The 18,730-nt window shown below is 66.6% G+C and carries 14 protein-coding genes; 10 read left to right on the top strand and 4 right to left on the bottom strand.

The window, feature by feature from the left end:
• Positions 1–4,596 (bottom strand): glutamate synthase large subunit, encoded by a 4,596-nt coding sequence (gltB, locus tag ACXMDP_RS15470; RefSeq protein WP_259730023.1) that lies wholly within the window; start codon positions 4,594–4,596, stop codon positions 1–3.
• Positions 4,597–4,800: 204 nt separating this feature from the next.
• Between gltB and ACXMDP_RS15475 the strand changes: the two genes are divergently transcribed.
• The 9 genes from ACXMDP_RS15475 to ACXMDP_RS15515 all read left to right on the top strand — a co-directional run bounded on the left by ACXMDP_RS15475 (position 4,801) and on the right by ACXMDP_RS15515 (position 14,150).
• The gene (locus tag ACXMDP_RS15475) at positions 4,801–6,681 is read left to right on the top strand and encodes a phosphodiester glycosidase family protein (protein WP_457766978.1); all 1,881 of its coding nucleotides are present in this window, start codon (positions 4,801–4,803) and stop codon (positions 6,679–6,681) included.
• 187 nt (positions 6,682–6,868) lie between these two features.
• The gene (locus tag ACXMDP_RS15480) at positions 6,869–7,225 is read left to right on the top strand and encodes an AIR synthase (protein ID WP_094514356.1); all 357 of its coding nucleotides are present in this window, start codon (positions 6,869–6,871) and stop codon (positions 7,223–7,225) included.
• A 53-nt stretch (positions 7,226–7,278) separates the two neighbouring features.
• Positions 7,279–7,653 (top strand): 30S ribosomal protein S12, encoded by a 375-nt coding sequence (gene rpsL / locus ACXMDP_RS15485; protein ID WP_094514358.1) that lies wholly within the window; start codon positions 7,279–7,281, stop codon positions 7,651–7,653.
• Between the two features lie 46 nt (positions 7,654–7,699).
• Complete coding sequence (rpsG, locus tag ACXMDP_RS15490) at positions 7,700–8,170, top strand: 30S ribosomal protein S7 (protein ID WP_094514363.1); 471 nt, start codon at positions 7,700–7,702, stop codon at positions 8,168–8,170.
• A gap of 100 nt (positions 8,171–8,270) precedes the next feature.
• Positions 8,271–10,346, top strand: coding sequence for an elongation factor G (gene fusA, locus ACXMDP_RS15495; protein ID WP_259730097.1), 2,076 nt, complete (start codon positions 8,271–8,273; stop codon positions 10,344–10,346).
• Between the two features lie 39 nt (positions 10,347–10,385).
• Positions 10,386–11,615 carry an elongation factor Tu gene (gene tuf / locus ACXMDP_RS15500; protein WP_094514369.1) on the top strand — a complete coding sequence of 410 codons (1,230 nt, stop codon included), beginning with the start codon at positions 10,386–10,388 and terminating at the stop codon, positions 11,613–11,615.
• A 177-nt stretch (positions 11,616–11,792) separates the two neighbouring features.
• Complete coding sequence (gene rpsJ / locus ACXMDP_RS15505) at positions 11,793–12,113, top strand: 30S ribosomal protein S10 (RefSeq protein ID WP_094514372.1); 321 nt, start codon at positions 11,793–11,795, stop codon at positions 12,111–12,113.
• A gap of 346 nt (positions 12,114–12,459) precedes the next feature.
• Entirely contained in the window at positions 12,460–13,131 is a 672-nt protein-coding gene (locus ACXMDP_RS15510) for an LON peptidase substrate-binding domain-containing protein (protein WP_259730092.1), read from the top strand.
• Positions 13,131–14,150 carry a methyltransferase domain-containing protein gene (locus tag ACXMDP_RS15515; RefSeq protein ID WP_259730091.1) on the top strand — a complete coding sequence of 340 codons (1,020 nt, stop codon included), beginning with the start codon at positions 13,131–13,133 and terminating at the stop codon, positions 14,148–14,150. Before ACXMDP_RS15510 ends, ACXMDP_RS15515 begins: the two co-directional genes overlap by 1 nt.
• Here ACXMDP_RS15515 and pheA read toward each other — a convergent pair.
• A complete protein-coding gene (gene pheA / locus ACXMDP_RS15520; RefSeq protein ID WP_259730090.1) occupies positions 14,110–14,964 on the bottom strand; it encodes a prephenate dehydratase in 855 nt (284 codons plus the stop codon). The genes ACXMDP_RS15515 and pheA overlap by 41 nt on opposite strands.
• 58 nt (positions 14,965–15,022) lie before the next feature.
• On the opposite strand from pheA, the gene ACXMDP_RS15525 reads away from it, so the two are divergent.
• Positions 15,023–15,535, top strand: coding sequence for a DUF1997 domain-containing protein (locus tag ACXMDP_RS15525; protein WP_094514383.1), 513 nt, complete (start codon positions 15,023–15,025; stop codon positions 15,533–15,535).
• A gap of 63 nt (positions 15,536–15,598) precedes the next feature.
• Here the strand turns inward: ACXMDP_RS15525 and ACXMDP_RS15530 are convergent, their stop codons facing one another.
• Positions 15,599–16,177 carry a ribonuclease HII gene (locus tag ACXMDP_RS15530; RefSeq protein ID WP_457767238.1) on the bottom strand — a complete coding sequence of 193 codons (579 nt, stop codon included), beginning with the start codon at positions 16,175–16,177 and terminating at the stop codon, positions 15,599–15,601.
• A 119-nt stretch (positions 16,178–16,296) separates the two neighbouring features.
• Positions 16,297–18,378 carry an Rne/Rng family ribonuclease gene (locus ACXMDP_RS15535; protein WP_259730088.1) on the bottom strand — a complete coding sequence of 694 codons (2,082 nt, stop codon included), beginning with the start codon at positions 18,376–18,378 and terminating at the stop codon, positions 16,297–16,299.
• Between the last annotated feature and the right edge of the window lie 352 nt (positions 18,379–18,730).

Here is an 18,730-nt window from a genome sequence, read left to right on the forward strand (position 1 = left end):
CTAGGCGGGCACCGTGACGCGGCCCTCAGCCAGGCCGACGGTGGCCAGCTCACTGGGGGGAACAAGCACCTTGAAGCGGGGACGCCACTGAGGCCAGTTGGCAAGCACCTCTGCAGCCCGGCGGCTGCCGGTGAGCTCGAGATGGGTCTCTAGCAGTGGCTTGAGCAGTTGCTCCTGCTCGGGGGTGTCCAGCGGAACCATTGAGACGATCTCCGGGTTGAGCCGGGCGGCGAGTCCGTCGTGCTCGTCGAGCAGGAACGCGACACCACCGGTCATCCCGGCGGCCACGTTGCGGCCGGTGCTGCCGAGAATCACCACCACGCCTCCGGTCATGTATTCGCAGGCGTGATCGCCGCTGCCTTCGACCACAGCGACCGCACCGCTGTTGCGCACGGCGAAGCGCTCGCCCGCCCGGCCCAGCGCAAACAACTCGCCGCCGGTGGCGCCATAGAGGCAGGTGTTGCCCAAGATCACCTGGGCGCCGGGATCGGCCGCGCCGGCAGGGGGCACCACCACGAGCCGCCCGCCGTTGATGCCCTTGCCGACGTAATCGTTGGCCTCGCCCACCAGGGTGAGCTGCATGCCGCGCAGCAGGAAGGCACCAAAGCTTTGGCCGGCCCCGCCCTGAAAGCGGAGATCGAGCAGACCGTTGAACCCCTTGTTGCCGTGAAGCGCGGCGATTTCGCCTGCAACCCGCGCTCCCACACTGCGGTCGGTGGTGAGGATTCGCAGCTGGCGCTGGATCTTGCCATGGCCTTCGATCGCCGCCAGCACTTCAGCGTCCTCCAAGAGGCTGTCTTCGAGGATGGGGCCATTGCCGTGGGCGGCCGCCTCATGCTGCAGCCAGGAACGGTCGCCGGCGTGGGGAACCTTATCCAGCAGGCAGGAGAGATCCACCGAGCTGGTCTTGACCAGCTGCACCGACCGGCGCTGGAGCAGGTCGTTGCGGCCGATCAGGTCCTCCAGCCGCGCCACGCCCAGCACGCTGAGCAACTGGCGCACTTCCTCGGCCACGTAGGCGAAGAAGTTCACCACGTGTTCGGGGATGCCGGTGAAGCGCTTGCGCAACGCCTCCTTCTGGCTGGCCACACCCACGGGGCAATTGTTGGTGTGGCAGACGCGGGCCATGATGCAGCCCTCGGCAATCATAGCCACCGAGCCGAAGCCGAATTCCTCGGCACCGAGCAGGGCGGCCATCACCACGTCCCAACCGGTCTTGAGGCCGCCGTCGGCACGCAGCAGCACCCGGTCGCGCAGGCCGTTGGCCAGCAGGCTGCGGTGCACTTCCGACAGACCCAGCTCCCAGGGGCTGCCGGCGTGCTTGATCGAACTGAGCGGCGAGGCACCTGTGCCTCCGTCGTGGCCGGAGATCTGGATCACATCGGCATTGGCCTTGGCCACACCGGCGGCGATCGTGCCGATGCCGATCTCAGACACGAGCTTCACCGACACCTTCGCGGCCGGATGGACCTGGTGAAGGTCGTGGATCAGCTGGGCCAGATCCTCGATGGAATAGATGTCGTGGTGCGGCGGCGGTGAGATCAGGGCAACGCCGGGTTTGCTGTTACGCAGCCAGGCGATGTAAGCATCCACCTTGGGGCCGGGCAGTTGGCCGCCCTCGCCGGGCTTGGCTCCCTGGGCCACCTTGATCTCCAGCTGGGTGCCGCTGCGCAGATACTCCGGCGTGACGCCGAAGCGGCCGGAAGCGATCTGCTTGATGGCGGAGCAGGCTGTGTCGCCGTTGCGCAGGCCACCGATGGTGGGGAGGGTGGGGGAATGGCCGCCGGCGTCGACGTCGTGGAGCGGGTGATAGCGGGCGGGATCCTCGCCCCCTTCACCGCTGTTGCTCTTGCCGCCGATGCGGTTCATCGCCACCGCCAGCACTTCGTGGGCCTCACGCGAGAGGGCCCCGAGGCTCATGCCACCGGTGCAGAAACGGGAGCAGATGCTTTCGGCGCTCTCCACCTGATCAAGGGGCAGCGGCTGGGGGGCGGGGGTGAGCTCAAGCAGGTCGCGCAGGGAGGTGACCGGACGGTTCTCCAGCAGAGTGCGGTAGGTGGAGAAGTGGTCGTAGCCGGGGCCCGCTGCCACGGCGGCATGGAGGGCCTTGGCCATCTCCGGGCTGTTGAGATGGAATTCGCCGCCGGTGCGGTATTGAACGAAGCCCATGAACTCCAGTTTGGTGCGATGGAGTTCGGGGAAGGCCTTGGCGTGGAAGGTGAGGGTTTCGCTCGCGAGATCCGCCAGGGTGAGGCCCGCCACCCGGCTGGTGGTGCCTCGGAATGCCAGCTCGATCAGGTCGGCGCCGATGCCGATCGCCTCAAAGATCTGAGCCCCGTGATAGCTGGCCAGCATCGAGATGCCGATCTTGGAGAGGATCTTGCGAAGGCCGGCTTCCAGGGCCTGGCGCACATTCGCCTGGGCCGCAGCGGCATCAATGGCGGGCAGCCGACCCCGCTCGATCAGAGAGATGGTCTTGGGCAGCTGCAGCCAGTGGCGCGTGGTTTCCCAGGTGAGCCAGGGGCACACTGCACTGGCACCGAAGCCGATCAGGCAGGCCAGGTGATGGGTGCTCCAGCACTGAGCGGTGTCCACCACTAGAGAGCAATGCAGCCGCAGGCCCAGACCCAGCAGGTGGTGGTGCACCGCACCCACGGCCAGCAGAGGCGGGATATAGGAGGTTGTGGGCGAAAGACCGGATCCGCAGCGGTCGGAGAGCACCAGGATTTCGGCCTGGTTGCGCACGGCCTGCTCCGCCTCCTGGCAGAGCCTCTGCAGCGCGTCGCCGAGGCCGGCCGGCCCCGCTTCCACCGGCAACAGGGTGGAGAGGGTGATGGTGGCCAGGCCCTGCTCCGGCAGTGCCTTGAGCTCGGCCTCATTGAGCAGCGGCGACTGCAGATGCAGCACCGAGGCAGAACCGGGCTCGGGCCGCAGCGGTGAGCCCCGGCGGCCGAGGTGCATCTCCAGGCTCATCACCAACTCTTCGCGCAGGGGATCGATCGGCGGGTTGGTGACCTGGGCGAAGCGTTGCTTGAAGTAGTCGTAAAGGAGGTGGGGCTTGGAGGACAGCACCGCCAGGGGGATGTCGTCGCCCATGCAATACGTGGGCTCCTTGCCCTGGCCAGCCATGTCCTCGATCACCAGATCGAAGTCTTCGGCGGTGAAGCCGAAAGCGGTCTGGTGCTGCAGCAGGTCGAGGGCCCCCAGGCTCGTCTCGGTGATCCAGGGCCGGCTGTCGAGCGAGCGGCGGTGCTCCAGCAGCCAGGCGCCGTAGGGATGGCGGGCCGCCACTTCCTCCTTCACCTGCCAGTTGCGCAACAGGCGGCCCTGCTCGAGATCGACGGCGAGCATCTGACCGGGGCCGAGGCGGCCCTTTTCGATGATGCGGCTTTCGTCGATCTCCAGGACGCCGGTTTCCGATCCCATCGCCACCAGGCCGTCGCTGGTGATGCAGTAGCGGGCGGGGCGCAGACCGTTGCGATCGAGCGTGGCACCCACGCTGCGGCCATCGCTGAACACCAGCAGGGCCGGGCCATCCCAGGGTTCCTGCAGACAGGCTGAGTAGTCATAGAAGGCCTGGATCGCTGGCCGTGATTCCAGCTCCGGTTGCTGCCGGAACGCCTCGGGCACGAGCGTGAGCAGGCTGTCGGTGATCGGCCGACCGCTGCGCACCATGAGCTCGAGCATGGCGTCGAGGTTGGCGGAATCGCTGAAGGCGGCGTTGACCACCGGCTTGAGGTCGTTGGCGGCGTCGCCCCAGATCGCATCGAGGTGCGACTGGGCAGCGTGAGCCCAGTTGATGTTGCCCAGCAGGGTGTTGATCTCACCGTTGTGACCCAGCAGCCGCATCGGCTGCGCCAGGGGCCAGCGCGGCAACGTGTTGGTGCTGAAGCGGCGGTGGTATACGGCGAAGCTCACCGCGAAGCGGGGGTCGCGCAGGTCGGCGTAGAACGCCGGCAACACCTCGGAGCGCACCATGCCCTTGTAGACGACCGTGCGGCTGCTGAAGGAGGCGAAGTAGAGATCGCTGGGGCCGGGGCCCCAGGCTTCCCGCACCAGATCCCCGACGCGGCGGCGGCAGCGGAAGAGCAGGGCTTCAAGAGCATCGCCAGCCACCTCGCCTTCCACGAGCCACTGCTCGATCGCGGGGGCGGTCTGGCGGGCCAGTGGGCCGAGCACCTCAGGCGCTACAGGCACCTCACGCCAGCCGATGCTGCGCAGGCCCAGGCCGGCGGCCGCCTGCTCACAGAAGGCGCGTGCCACGGCTCGGCGCTCCGCCTCGGCGGGCAGGAACAGCATCGCCAGACCGCGGGGCCGACCCTGTTCGCTGCGGGCGGCGGGCCAGACCGCTTCCAGGTAGGGCCAGGGGATGCCACAGAGGATGCCGGCGCCATCCCCGGAATCGCCGTCTCCACCGCAGCCACCGCGGTGCTCCATGCAGTGGAGACCATGCAGGGCCTGGGCGAGCAGAGCATGGCTCGCCTCGCCGCTGAGCTGGGCCAGAAAGCCAACGCCGCAGGCATCGCGCTCGCCCGCCACGGCCTCAGGCGCCGGACTGTCGCAATGGGGCCAGACGGGACGGGAGAAGTGAGGCATAACCCAGGAGAGACCTGCGGTGACCGGCGGCAAACCCGAACTGCGGGATTGACCGCTCCTTGAGGAAGGGGAACTCTAGAGACAGGCCCACGGGGTTAGCGTTCACCACCAACGGAAGCTGGCCTGATGCCGAGGCCTTGGCCATTGCCGCTGTTCCGCCGTCGTGCCAGGCGGGAAGCCGTTGCTGGGTCTGGCGCTATCCAGGTGAGCGGCGGCCTGAGGCGTGTGCTGCTGCTGGGCAGCGCGTTCGTCAGCGGCAGCCTTTGCGCCGCACCGCTGCTCGTCGCTCCGGGCGCTGGGGCGCAGAACCGGTGGCCGCCGCCCGTTCCGCCGCCCCCGGCCCTCGAACCTCAGCGCCTGCCGCACCGGTTCGGCACAGCATCCACCGCTGAGACCGGCCAGCGCCTGGAGATCAACGGCCGCCGGCAGACGGCTCGCTGGGAGCAGCGGGGCTCCGCCAGCCGGGGGGATCTGGAGCTGTGGCTGCCCCTGGAAGTGCTGGAGGGCCAGCTGGGCTTCACCAGCCGCTCGTCCACACAGGGAGGTCTGGAACTCGAGTGGTTCGGCCGCACGCTGCTGGTGCCTGCCGGGGCTCAGCGCAGCCTCGACGACGAGGTGGCCGTGGATGTGAGCCGCCTGCTGCTGGATGCCGGCGTGAGCTGGCAGCGGCAGGAGCGGGGCACCCTGCGGCTGGAACTGCCGGCGGCCACGCTGGAGCAGATCCGGGTGTCCTCGCCGGGGGCGATCGCCAGCTCGGGCGTGCGGCGTGTGGTGCTCGATCTCAGCGGCCCAGCGTTCGTGCGACGCGAGGCTGGCGAACTGCAGATGGCGCTGCGCAGCACCCCGGCCCAGCTGGCCCAGCTGCAATCCCTCGGCCTGCAGGCGCGCCCCGGCAGCGACGGCCTGACGATCGCCTTGCCGGCCAGCGGACCTGGGGCCGTGCTCACCCTGGGCGGGCCGGCCCGCGTGGTGCTTGATCTGACCGGTGCAGCTCCAGGTCCGGTGCGCGCCACCGCGCCAAGCACCGCCCAGCTGCAGGCCCTGCTCAACAAGGGCATCACCGTGGAGCGGCAGGTGCGCACTCTAGGCAACCGACGCATGCTGGTGAACAGCGTGCGGCTCGATCCCCGCCGCAGCCCTGTGGAGCTGCGCCTGCTCACCAGCGCCGAGGGGATGGAAGGCCTCACCTCCCTTCCTCAGCTGGCAGGGCAGGAACAGGCCCTGGTGGCCATCAACGGCGGGTTCTTCAACCGGGTGCGGCGTCTGCCCCTGGGAGCCCTCAAAGACGACGGGCGCTGGCTTTCAGGACCGATCCTCAACCGGGGGGCCGTGGGCTGGCAGGACGGCGCCGTACCGCAGTTCGGCTGGCTGAGCCTCACGGAATGGGTGAGTGACGGCAGCGGCCAGCGCCTGCCGGTGATGGCCCTCAACAGTGGCTATGTGCAGCGAGGCCTGGCGCGCTACACCGCTGAATGGGGGCGAAGCTATCGGGCGATCAGCGGTGGGGAAACGGCCCTGCTGATCAACGGCAGCGTGGTGCGGCAGCAGTTCAACAGTGCCCAGCTGGAACAGGGCATCGCGCTTGGCCCCGAGGACGTGCTGCTGGTGGGGCGGGGCGGGGTTGTGCCGCCGTGGGACGTGGGCAGCCGGTTGAGCCTGAGCAGCCAGCCGACCCATACGCTCGGCCAGAGCCGCTCGGTGCTCGGGGGTGGTCCGCTGCTGCTGCTGAACGGGCGCACCGTGCTCAATGGCAGCGCCGAAGGCTTCAGCGCCGCTTTCCTGCAGCAGGGGGCGCCCCGCACGGTGATCGCCAGCGATGGCTCTCAGATCTGGCTCCTCACCCTCCAGGGGGTCGAGCATGCGGGGCCCACCCTGCGGGAAACGGCCCAGCTGCTGCAGCAGCTGGGCCTGCGCGATGCGCTCAACCTCGATGGCGGCAGCTCCACCGGCCTGATGCTCTCCGGCACCCTGTCGGTGCAGGGCCGAGGGGTGGCCGCCCGCATCCACAACGGCCTGGGCCTGGTGCCTCGTGACCCCTCCCGCGCCGCCGACGCCTCAGAGGGCTCCACAGCCAGCTCCCCTTGAGACCGCTGCCTAACGGCGAGCTGTTGCGTAACGGTGGGCTGCTGCTGAACGCGGGCTTACCGCATACCCGCGGGCTCCGGTCTGGAACCTGCATGCGGCGCGGAAGCCTCCCATGGCCGGACAGCTCGGCAGGGTCGGGGCGCTGCCAGAGTGAAGGCCACCACGCCATCCTTGCTGAGTTCTCCCAATGCCCCGAGGCCTCACCGTGCAGCTGACGCCGGCAGCCGCCGCCGAACTCGGTCGCCAGGCCGCTGTGGCCGGCACGCCGGGGCTGATGCACCTCGATCTGGTGGAGGGCACCTGCGAGCAGTGGGTGATCCGCCTGCGTCCGGGGCATCTGGCCGGCACCCCTGTGGCCCGTGCCGATGGCCTCACCCTGCATGCACCCGCCGACCAGATCGGCCAGCTGGCCGGCCTGAGCCTTGATTACCGCGGCGATCTCAGCGGTGGCGGGTTTCTGATCCGGCCGGGCGAGGGGGTGGCGTGCTGCCCGTGCGGAGCCGCCTTCAGCCGTCAAGGGCGTCGGGGTGCCACGACAAAGTAAGGTGGCGGATTGTGGAAAACGGTCGGACGTCCGACCCATCTCTCCGGCCCTCAATGCCCACGATCCAGCAGCTGATCCGCTCCGAGCGGCAACGCCTCACCCGCAAGACCAAATCCCCAGCGCTGCGGGCCTGCCCCGAGCGCCGTGGTGTGTGCACCCGCGTGTACACCTCCACGCCGAAGAAGCCCAACTCGGCGCTTCGCAAGGTGGCCCGCGTGCGGCTCACCTCCGGCTTTGAGGTCACCGCCTACATCCCCGGCATCGGCCACAACCTGCAGGAGCACTCCGTCGTGCTGATCCGCGGCGGTCGGGTCAAGGATCTGCCCGGGGTCCGCTACCACATCATCCGCGGCACCCTCGACACCTCCGGTGTGAAGGATCGCCGCCAGAGCCGCTCCAAGTACGGCGCCAAGGCTCCCAAGGCCTGAGTCCTGCCTCTTCGTTTCCCTTTCCCGCTTCCCTCTCCTCAGGTTTATGTCACGCCGCAACGCTGCCGAGAAGCGCCCGGTTCTCCCCGACCCCCAGTTCAACAGCAGGCTGGCAACCATGGTTGTGGCCCGGCTGATGAAGCACGGCAAAAAGTCCACCGCACAGCGGATTCTTTCTGATGCCTTCGGGCTGATCAGCGAACGCACCGGCGCCGACGCGCTGGAAGTGTTCGAAACCGCCGTGCGCAATGCCACCCCCCTGGTTGAAGTGCGCGCCCGCCGCGTTGGGGGCGCCACCTACCAGGTGCCGATGGAAGTGCGGCAGGAGCGGGGCACCGCCATGGCTCTCCGCTGGCTGGTCAACTTCTCGCGCGCCCGCAACGGCCGCAGCATGGCCCAGAAGCTGGCAGGTGAACTCATGGACGCGGCCAACGAAGCCGGCAGCGCGGTGCGCAAGCGCGAGGAAACCCACAAGATGGCAGAAGCGAACAAAGCCTTCGCCCACTACCGCTACTGAGTTCACCGGCTCTGCCTGGATCGCGGAATCCCGGCACACCAGAGCTAACCCTTACACTTACTCCGCATTTTTGTCGATCACCCTTCGGAGACCTCAGCTCGTGGCCCGCGCCTACCCCCTGGAACGCGTCAGAAATATCGGGATTGCCGCCCACATCGACGCGGGCAAAACCACCACCACCGAGCGGATTCTCTTCTACTCAGGTGTCGTCCACAAGATGGGCGAGGTGCACGATGGCGCCGCCGTCACCGACTGGATGGAGCAGGAGCGGGAGCGCGGCATCACCATCACTGCGGCGGCCATTTCCACCAGCTGGAAGGACAACCGCATCAACATCATCGATACCCCCGGCCACGTCGACTTCACGATTGAAGTGGAGCGGTCGATGCGGGTTCTCGATGGGGTGGTGGCTGTGTTCTGCGCCGTGGGTGGCGTCCAGCCCCAGTCCGAAACCGTGTGGCGGCAGGCCGATCGCTACAACGTGCCCCGCATCGTGTTCGTCAACAAGATGGACCGCACGGGTGCCAACTTCCTGAAGGTCTACGACCAGATCAAGGACCGCCTGAAGGCCAACGCGGCACCGATCCAGCTGCCGATCGGAGCAGAAGGAGACCTCAAGGGCATCATCGACCTGGTGCGCCAGAAGGCGATCATCTACACGAACGATCTCGGCACCGACATCCTCGAGGGAGACATCCCCGACGACATGAAGGAAGAAGCCGCACTCTGGCGCGGCAAGCTCATGGAATCGGTGGCCGAAACCGATGAGGAGCTCCTCGACAGTTACCTTGAAAACGGCGAACTCACCGACGAGCAGCTGGTCAAGGGCATTCGCGTCGGCGTGGTGAAGCACGGCCTGGTGCCGATGCTCTGCGGATCCGCCTTCAAGAACAAAGGGGTGCAACTGGTGCTCGACGCAGTCGTCGACTACCTGCCCGCACCGGTGGACGTTCCGCCGATCACCGGCCTGCTGCCCGACGGCACCGAGTCCAACCGTCCATGCGACGACAATGCTCCCTTCAGCGCACTGGCCTTCAAGGTGATGGCCGACCCCTACGGCAAACTCACCTTCGTGAGGATGTACTCGGGGGTGCTGCAGAAGGGCAGCTATGTGATGAACAGCACCAAAGACAAGAAGGAGCGGATCTCCCGCCTGATCCTGCTCAAAGCAGACGATCGCGAAGAAGTTGACGAACTGCGCGCTGGTGATCTCGGGGCCGTTCTCGGCCTCAAGGACACCACCACCGGCGACACGCTCTGCGTGGAGAGTGCGCCCATCATTCTGGAATCCCTGTTCATCCCAGAACCGGTGATCTCGGTGGCGGTGGAGCCCAAGACCAAGGGCGACATGGAGAAACTCTCCAAAGCACTGCAGTCCCTCTCTGAGGAAGATCCCACCTTCCGCGTTTCCACCGACCCTGAAACGGGCCAGACCGTGATCGCCGGCATGGGCGAGCTTCACTTGGAAATCCTGGTGGATCGCATGCTGCGGGAGTTCAAGGTGGAAGCCAACATCGGCGCTCCGCAGGTGTCTTACCGCGAAACGATCCGCGGCAAGGCCAAAGGTGAAGGCAAGTTCGCCCGCCAGACCGGCGGTAAAGGCCAATACGGCCATGTGGTGATCGAAATGGAGCCGGGTGAGCCCGGTTCCGGCTTTGAGTTCGTCAACAAGATCGTCGGCGGCATCGTGCCGAAGGAATACATCGGTCCTGCCGAAAACGGCATGAAGGAAACCTGCCAGTCCGGCGTGATTGCCGGTTTCCCGATGATCGATGTGAAGGTCACCATGGTGGACGGGTCCTACCACGATGTCGACTCTTCGGAGATGGCTTTCAAGATCGCTGGTTCGATGGCCTTCAAGGACGGCGTCAAGAAGTGCAATCCTGTACTCCTTGAGCCGATGATGAAGGTGGAAGTCGAAATCCCCGAGGACTACCTCGGTTCGGTGATCGGCGACCTCTCCTCACGTCGCGGGCAGGTCGAAGGCCAGTCCATCGACAACGGACAATCCAAAGTCCAAACCAAGGTGCCCTTGGCCGAGATGTTCGGCTACGCCACCCAGCTCCGATCCATGACCCAGGGTCGGGGTATTTTCTCGATGGAGTTCAGCCATTACGAGGAAGTTCCTCGCAATGTGGCTGAGGCCATCATCTCCAAGAATCAGGGCAATTCCTGATCTCTCACCCCCAACCAACACCCCCGATTCTTTCCTTCAATGGCTCGCGAGAAGTTTCAGAGGAACAAACCTCACGTCAACATCGGCACCATCGGCCACGTTGACCACGGCAAAACCACCCTCACCGCCGCCATCACCAACGTGCTGGCATCCCTTGGCCAAGCGAAAGCTCAGGCCTATGACGACATCGACGGTGCTCCTGAGGAGAAGGAACGGGGCATCACCATCAATACCGCCCACGTCGAGTACGAGACAGAAGGCCGTCACTACGCCCACGTCGACTGCCCGGGTCACGCGGACTACGTCAAGAACATGATCACGGGTGCCGCCCAGATGGACGGCGCCATCCTGGTCGTGGCCGCCACCGATGGCCCCATGGCCCAGACCAAGGAGCACATCCTGCTGGCCAAGCAGGTGGGCGTGCCCGCCCTGGTGGTGTTCCTGAACAAGAAGGACATGGTCGACGACGAGGAAATCCTCGAGCTCGTCGAACTGGAAATGCGTGAGCTGCTCAGCAGCTACGACTTCCCGGGTGACGACATCCCCATCGTGGCCGGCTCCGCTCTGAAGGCTCTCGAGTTCATCCAAGGGGGCGGCAAAGGCAACCGGGGTGACAACGAATGGGTCGACAAGATCCTTGACCTCATGGACGCGGTGGATGAATCCATCCCCGAACCCGAGCGCGAAATCGACAAGCCCTTCCTGATGGCTGTCGAAGACGTGTTCTCGATCACCGGTCGTGGCACCGTGGCCACTGGCCGGATCGAGCGCGGCAAGGTGAAAGTGGGCGAAACCGTTCAGATCGTCGGCATCAAGGACACCCGCGAAACCACCGTCACCGGGGTCGAGATGTTCCGCAAGCTGCTCGACGAAGGCATGGCGGGCGACAACGTCGGTCTGCTGCTGCGCGGCATTCAGAAGGAAGACATCGAACGCGGGATGGTGCTGGTCAAGCCCAACTCGATCAAGCCCCACACTAAGTTCGAAGGTGAGGTCTACGTCCTGAAGAAGGAAGAAGGCGGCCGTCACACCCCCTTCTTCGCCGGCTATCGCCCGCAGTTCTACATCCGCACCACCGACGTGACCGGCCAGATCACGGCCTTCACCGCCGACGACGGCACCAACGTGGAGATGGTGATGCCCGGTGACCGCATCAAGATGTCCGCCGAGCTGATCTGCCCGGTGGCGATTGAGCAGGGCATGCGCTTCGCCATCCGCGAAGGCGGCCGCACCATTGGTGCGGGCGTGGTGTCCAAGATCGTGGAATGATCCTGATCTAGGGTCTTGGCCTTGGGGGGCGTGCCTGCGCTCAGGCTTCTCCCCCCTCTGCTTGCCCCTTCCGGCTTTCAGGCCACTCGCACCTCGGCAATTCAGGCTTCAAGCCTGATTCATCGTTTTCTGCACCGGCAGCGTTCTTGCTGGCGGATGCCTCACCCGCATTTCCCCATGTCCACCGCCATCGCTCAGCAGAAGATCCGCATCCGTCTCAAGGCGTTCGACCGCCGCATGCTGGATCTTTCCTGCGAAAAAATCATCGAAACCGCCGATCACACTGCCGCCACGGCCATCGGCCCCATCCCCCTGCCCACCAAGCGCAAGATCTACTGCGTGCTGCGCTCACCCCACGTGGACAAAGACTCCCGTGAGCACTTCGAAACCCGCACCCACCGCCGCATCATCGACATCTACAGCCCTTCTTCGAAAACGATCGACGCGTTGATGAAGCTTGATCTCCCGAGTGGCGTCGATATCGAAGTCAAGCTCTGAGCCGCATCGGCCCCGCCCCTGCACACGCCTGGCTGTTCGTGAATGGGTTGGCCCAGGCTGCCCCAGAATTCGCTTCTCCTTGCTGCTGCCAGCGCCCCACTGACGCCCCCGCCCGCTTCCCCGGCGGGCTTTGTTTTTTCTAGAATCCCACCGTCAGGCTGCCCGGCGCTTCAGGAGCTGCCAAGGCCGGCGCAGCCAGCGCCAGCCCTTGCCGTTTTGTTTTCTTCGAACATCGACGCAAGACACTTCTCCCTGCCTCTCTCTGGCAAAGCAAACGTGCACCGGCCTTTCGGGTCTTCTTCTCCCATCCACCCGTTTTTCCAGCCCTTTCTCCACCCACCCATCCGTGACTGATCTGGCCGTGAGGGAGCTCCCCCTATTCCCCCTGCCAGATGTGGTGCTGTTTCCGCAGGAAGTGCTGCCGCTGCATATCTTCGAGCCTCGCTACCGCATGCTCCTGCAAACGGTCCTGCAGACGGATCGCCGCTTCGGGGTGATCCGCTGGGACCCACAGGAAAAGAAGATGGCTTCTGTGGGCTGCTGCGCGGAAATCCTCCAGTGCCAGACCCAGGAAGACGATCGCAGCAACATCGTGACCATGGGGCAGCAGCGTTTCCGTGTGCTCGAAGTGGTGCGGGAGGCCCCGTTCCGGGTGGGCATGGTGAGCTGGATCGAAGACGAAACCGACGAGAGCCCGGAAACTCTCAGCGCGTTGGCCGGCAACGTGACCCAGGCCCTGCGGGATGTGGTCGACCTCACGGGCAAGCTCGTGGGGCGGCCGAGCAGCCTGCCCAACGATCTGCCTGACCTGCCCCGGGAGCTCTCGTTCTGGATCGGTTCCCATCTGGGCGGCCCCGTGGCCGATCACCAGCAGAGCCTGCTGGAGCTCACCGACACCGGCGAGCGGCTGCGGCAGGAATTCGCCCTGCTCGACCAGACCCGCCGCCAGCTTGCGGCCCGCACGGTCCTCAAGGACACCTTCAAGGATCTGGGGGAGCCCCCCAGGGATCCCTCCTGATGGCCGGCCTTCCCCTCCCCGCGCTGGCGGCTGTGGCTTCTGTGGTCGTGCTGGCGGGCGCCTTCGTGGTGTGGCAGCGCCGCAACCGCAGCTTCGAGAGCACTGCCACCGTGGCGGAGGCCTACGACCGCTGGACGGAAGACCGGCTGCTCGAGCGGCTGTGGGGCGATCATGTGCACCTCGGTCACTACGGAACCCCACCGCATCGGGCCGACTTCCGTGCCGCCAAGGTGGCCTTCGTCCACGAGTTGGTGCGCTGGAGTGGGCTTGATCAGCTGCCCCCTGGCTCCAGGCTGCTGGATGTGGGCTGCGGCATCGGTGGCAGCGCCAGGATCCTTGCCCGTGACTACGGCTTTGAAGTGCTGGGCATCAGCATCAGCCCGGCGCAGGTGGAGCGGGCCCGTCAGCTCACCCCAGCGGGCCTCAGCTGCCGGTTTGCCGTGATGGATGCCCTTGATCTCGACCTCCCGGATGGGGCCTTTGCTGCGGTGTGGAGTGTGGAGGCAGGGCCGCACATGCCCGACAAGCAGCGCTACGCCGATGAACTGCTGCGCGTGCTGGCTCCCGGTGGGCTGCTGGCGGTGGCCGACTGGAACCGCCGCGATCCCTCCGCAGGAGCGCTCAGCGCAGTGGAGCGCTGGGTGATGCGTCAGCTCCTGGATCAGTGGGCCCACCCGGAATTCGCGAGCATCCCCTCATTTCGCCGCAACCTGGAGCTGAGCGTCCATGCCGGCGGCGCTCACACCGACACCGACGACTGGACCCGCGCAACCCTGCCCTCCTGGATCGATTCGATCCTGGAAGGGGTTCGCCGGCAGGGCGCCGTGCTGGGTCTCGGTCCGGCCGCCGTGCTGCAGGGCATACGCGAAACCCCCACCCTGTTGCTGATGGACTGGGCCTTTCGCCATGGCCTGATGGCGTTCGGTGTCTTCCGCTGCCGCCGCGGGCCGGACACCACGCCCGCGGCGGCCGCCCTGGCTAATCAGCAGGCGAGCGCTCCTCCTCCGCGAGATTCGTGAGCGGATAGGCCCCGAACAGAGCCAGGTGCTGGCACAGCCCCCTGAGCTCCTCGATCGCCTGCTGGAGTGCCTCACCGGCCGCAGGCCGCTCAAGATCCACGAAGAACAGATACTCGCCCATCTCACGTTTGGACGGCCGCGACTCGATTCGGCTCATGTTCAGCTCGCGATGCGCGAAGCAACTGAGCGCCTCCAGCAGCGCACCCGGGCTGTTGGCATGCAAGGAAAACGCCAGGCTGCAGTGGGTGCTGCCTTCGGCTGGACCCCCCTCTTTCTGCAACAGCAGGAAGCGGGTGCAGTTGCCGATCACGTCATTGACCGGATAGGCCAGCACCTCGAGCCCGTGCTCCTCTGCCGCCTGACGCGAGGCGATCGCCGCGCGGAAGCGGCTGCCTGCCACCAGCCGGGCGGCTTCGGCGGTGGAGCTGGTGGGCAGCTGCAGGGCATCGGGCAGGTGTTCCGCCAGCCACTGGCTGCACTGGGCCAGGGCCTGGGGGTGGGAGAGCACCTCGCTCACCCGATCGATCGGTCCGCTGCCCAGCAGGGCATGGCGGATCGGCAGCACCAAGGCCCGGCGGATCTGCAGCTCGGAATGCTCCCAGAGCACATCAAGGCAGGCGGTGACGCCTCCCTCCACCGAATTCTCCACCGGAACCACGGCAGCACTGCAGCCACCATCGGCGAGGGCCTTGACCACAGCACGAATGCTGCCCTGCGGGACGAATTCCGGATCCTGGAAGCCTTCCAGGGCAGCGAACTGGCGCGCCGCCTGTTCTCCGTAGGTGCCGGCGGGTCCGAGGAAGGCGAGACGCATGGGGGAAAGGGAGCGCAGACCGGTGGATAGGATCATCCCCCGCCGGCCTCCCCAGGCGATGTCTCTGGCCTTCAGCGCCAGCCAGCAGCTCACCTTGCCGGTTCACGGGCAGGCCGAGCAGCTGGCCGATTACCTCGATGACGAACAGCGGGTGATCCGGGCCTTGCTGGAACCGCGCCAGCTCACGCCGCTCAGTCCTGGCCACTACCAGTACGAAGTGAGCGGATTCAAGGTGTTTCAACTGCAGGTGCAGCCGGTTGTGCAGTTGCAGGCCCAACGGGAGCCGGGGAGGCTGGAGCTGGAAGCCCTCGATTGCCGCCTCGTGGGGCTCGAAGCCGTGGACGACTTTGAGTTCACACTCCAATCGTGGCTGGCGGTGAACGACGGCGGCCTGGAAGGCGAAGCCCTGCTGGGCGTGCGCGTGAGCCGCCCCACCGTGCTGGGGCTGATCCCGCCGCGCGTGCTGGAGGCCACCGGCCGCTCCCTGCTCAGCGGCATCCTGCTGGGCATGCGCAAGCGGGTGGGCCAGAACCTGCTGAGTGATTTCAGCCAGTGGTGCGAAACCCGCTGAAGCCGCTCCCGGCGGCCGTGTTTTTCCCAGAGGCGGCAGAGCTGCTCACAGGAACCTGGGCGCTCAACGGAGCGGCGGCCAGTCGGTGCCGGCCAGCACCTTGCCCAGAAAGCAGGCCCGGTGCAGCGGCGTGGGCCCGAGCCTGCGCAGGGCCTGGCGATGCAACGCCGTGCCATAGCCGGCGTGCCGCTCCAGGCCATAGCCAGGGAAGCGGCCGGCCAACCGCTGGATCAGGCCATCGCGGGCCTGCTTGGCCACCACGCTGGCCGCGGCGATCGACAGGCAATGGCGATCCCCTCGCACCAGGGTGATCTGTGGCCCGCTCCACAGGCGCAGAGGCAGCACCCCATCGACAATCACGAGGCGGGGCGGCGCTGCCAGCCGCTGCAGCGCTCGCAGCATGGCCAGTTCGGTGGCGCAGCGGATGCCGTGACGGTCGATCTCCTCAGCCGAGGCCTGGCCGAGCGCGAACTGCGCCGCCGCCTCCACAATCAAGGGCAGGAGCCGGCGGCGCTGCAACGGCCGCAGGGCCTTGCTGTCGGTCAGTCCGGCGGCTGCCAGAGGCGGCAGCGCGGATGCCGGCAACACCACGGCGGCGGCGAACACCGGCCCGAACAGGCTGCCCCGCCCAACCTCATCAATCCCTGCACAGACACCGGGATCATGCTGGGCATAGGGATCGGCCGGAAGCTGCGGCTCTGCTGCCTCTCCTTTCCCAGGGTGGGCGCCCACGGGCCGTGGAGAGCGGGCCGGCGCTGGGCTCAGACCGCCGCCGAAGAACGGCGGCGGCGGCGGCGGGGCTCACCGGCCGGGTCGTCGGCAGGGGTTTCGGGGGCGGGATCAGGCACGCTCTGAGCGGCCACAGCGGCAGCCGGGTGGTCGGTGATGCTCACGGCGGCGGGCGTGGCACGGCCGACGGTGCGGGTGATCGGCACCTGCAGCACCGTGGTTTCAATCACGGTGGTGTGGACTGCGGGAGAACGGTCGGTGTCGATCGGCAGCGGGGTGATTTCCACCATCACGGCATCACCGGGATCGCGGGTGGAACTCCAACGGTCGGTGCCGGTCTCTGCCGTGGAAACAACGACGGGGGCGGGAGCATCGCTGGGGTAGTCCGCGGCGGTGCGAGGGGCAGCGGCGCCATCGCCACCGCCACGGCCGCCACGGCGACGCCGCCGGGAGCCTGAGCCTGACAGCTGCTGACGAGCGGCGTCGAGCACCGCCTCCTCTGATTCGCCGGGGCGCACGACCCGGACGACCACGTTGTCGCCGGCAGGGGGCGACTCCAGCAGCAGGGCGGGGTTGAGGCCCATCCAGCCGTAGACGAATTCCTGGTCGTCGTCCATGGGGACAGCAACCAGCTCGGGGTCGTGGCGGCGGCTGACGCCTTCAGAAGCACTCAGCGGTGCTTCCACCACCCGGGGAGCGGCCGGCTCGTCGTCGATGGAGACGAGTACGGGGGTGACTTCGATCAGCTCATTGCCGCTGCGGCTACCACGACCACCGCGTCCACCACGGCGGCGGCCACTGGGCTCGGGCGCGGAGGGGCTGGGCGCCTCGGCGCGGGCGGAGGCAGCGGAGCGCACCAGGCCGGTGACCGTGGCGAGTGGCTGGAGGGTGTCCTTGCCGGGGAGAACAGCCACGTGGCCGAGGCCACCGCAGCTGGGGCAGGCGCGTCCGAACAGCTCGTAGATGTTCTGGCCCTGGCGTTTGCGGGTGAGTTCCACCAGACCAAGCTCGGTGAGCTGGGCGATCTGAGGTCGGGCGGCGTCGTCGCGCACGGCCGAAGTGAAATGCTCGAGCAGCATCAGCTGGTCGCGGCGCGACTCCATGTCGATGAAGTCGATGATCACCACACCGCCGATGTTGCGCAGCTTCAGCTGACGCGCGATTTCAGCCGCCGCTTCGCAGTTGGTCCAGAGGACGGTTTCCCGTGCATTGGCGGAACGCGTGAAGGAACCGGAGTTCACATCGATGACAGTGAGCGCCTCGGTGGGCTCGATGATCACCGACCCGCCGGAAGGCAGATCGACGCGCGGCTTGAGGGCATCGCGGATGGCGGCGTTGATCTTGTGGTGCTCAAGGATGTCGGTGCTTTCGACATGGTGCTCCACCAGCAGATTGGCCTGATCGGCACCGAGGAAGGCGTTCACGCGGCCGACGGCCGCTTGGGTGTCAACCACCACGCGCTGCACCTCGGGGCTGTAGAGGTCGCGCAGCACCCGATGGACGAAGTCTTCGTCACGGTTGAGCAGCGCCGGCGGGGTGGCCGTTTCCGCCGCTTCCTGGATGCCCTCCCACTGACGCAGCAAAGCTTCGAGATCATCGATCAGCAGCTCCTCGCTGATGCCTTCGGCTTCGGTGCGCACCAGCAGGCCGGCGCCGGGCGGCTTGATCAGCACACCCAGGGCCCGCAGACGGTTGCGCTCGCTCTCGGCACTGATCCGCCGGGAGATGTTGACCCCCTGGCCATGGGGCTGAAGCACCAAGTAGCGGCCAGGCAACGTGAGATTGCCCGTGAGACGCGGCCCCTTGGTGCCGGTGGGCTCCTTCATCACCTGAACCAGCACCTTCTGGCGTGGCTCCAGCAGTTCAGTGATGCCGGCAGCACCCTTCCTGAGCCTCAGTGGGCCGAGGTCGGTGACATGAATGAAGCCATTTTTCTCGCTCTCTCCGATGTTGACAAACGCAGCATCAATGCCGGGGAGCACATTCTCGACGCGCCCGACGTAGACGTCGCCGATCTGGTAGCGACCCTGGGCAACGATCAGTTGATCGACGCGTTCGTCGTTGAGCACCGCGGCGATGCGCAGTTGCTCCGCAATGACGATCTGCTGGGGCATGGAGGAAAGAGGGTGGCTCGGAGAAGCCCTGCCATGGGATGGGGATTACCCCCTGAAGCAATGAAGCGATGAGCCGATCGTGCTGAGAAGCCGACCGTCTGCTGCATCAGCAGAATGAGACGGAAGAAAAAGCCTTTGAGGAGCAAGCTCTGGAGGTTCAGCCTCCGTTGACGCCCGAGCTGCCGGAACGGGAACGGACCGGTTGCTGCTGGGTGTGACTACGGCGAACACGCCGCAGGAGCGGGGGCCATAGACGATGCGGCTGTGGATCGAAAGCCACAGACGGATCTGCCGTCTGAGGTGAAATTAGCACGCGCCAACCCCAGGCCCTTCTGCCGCTGGATCTCGACCC

Source organism: Cyanobium sp. ULC065 (assembly GCF_977927515.1).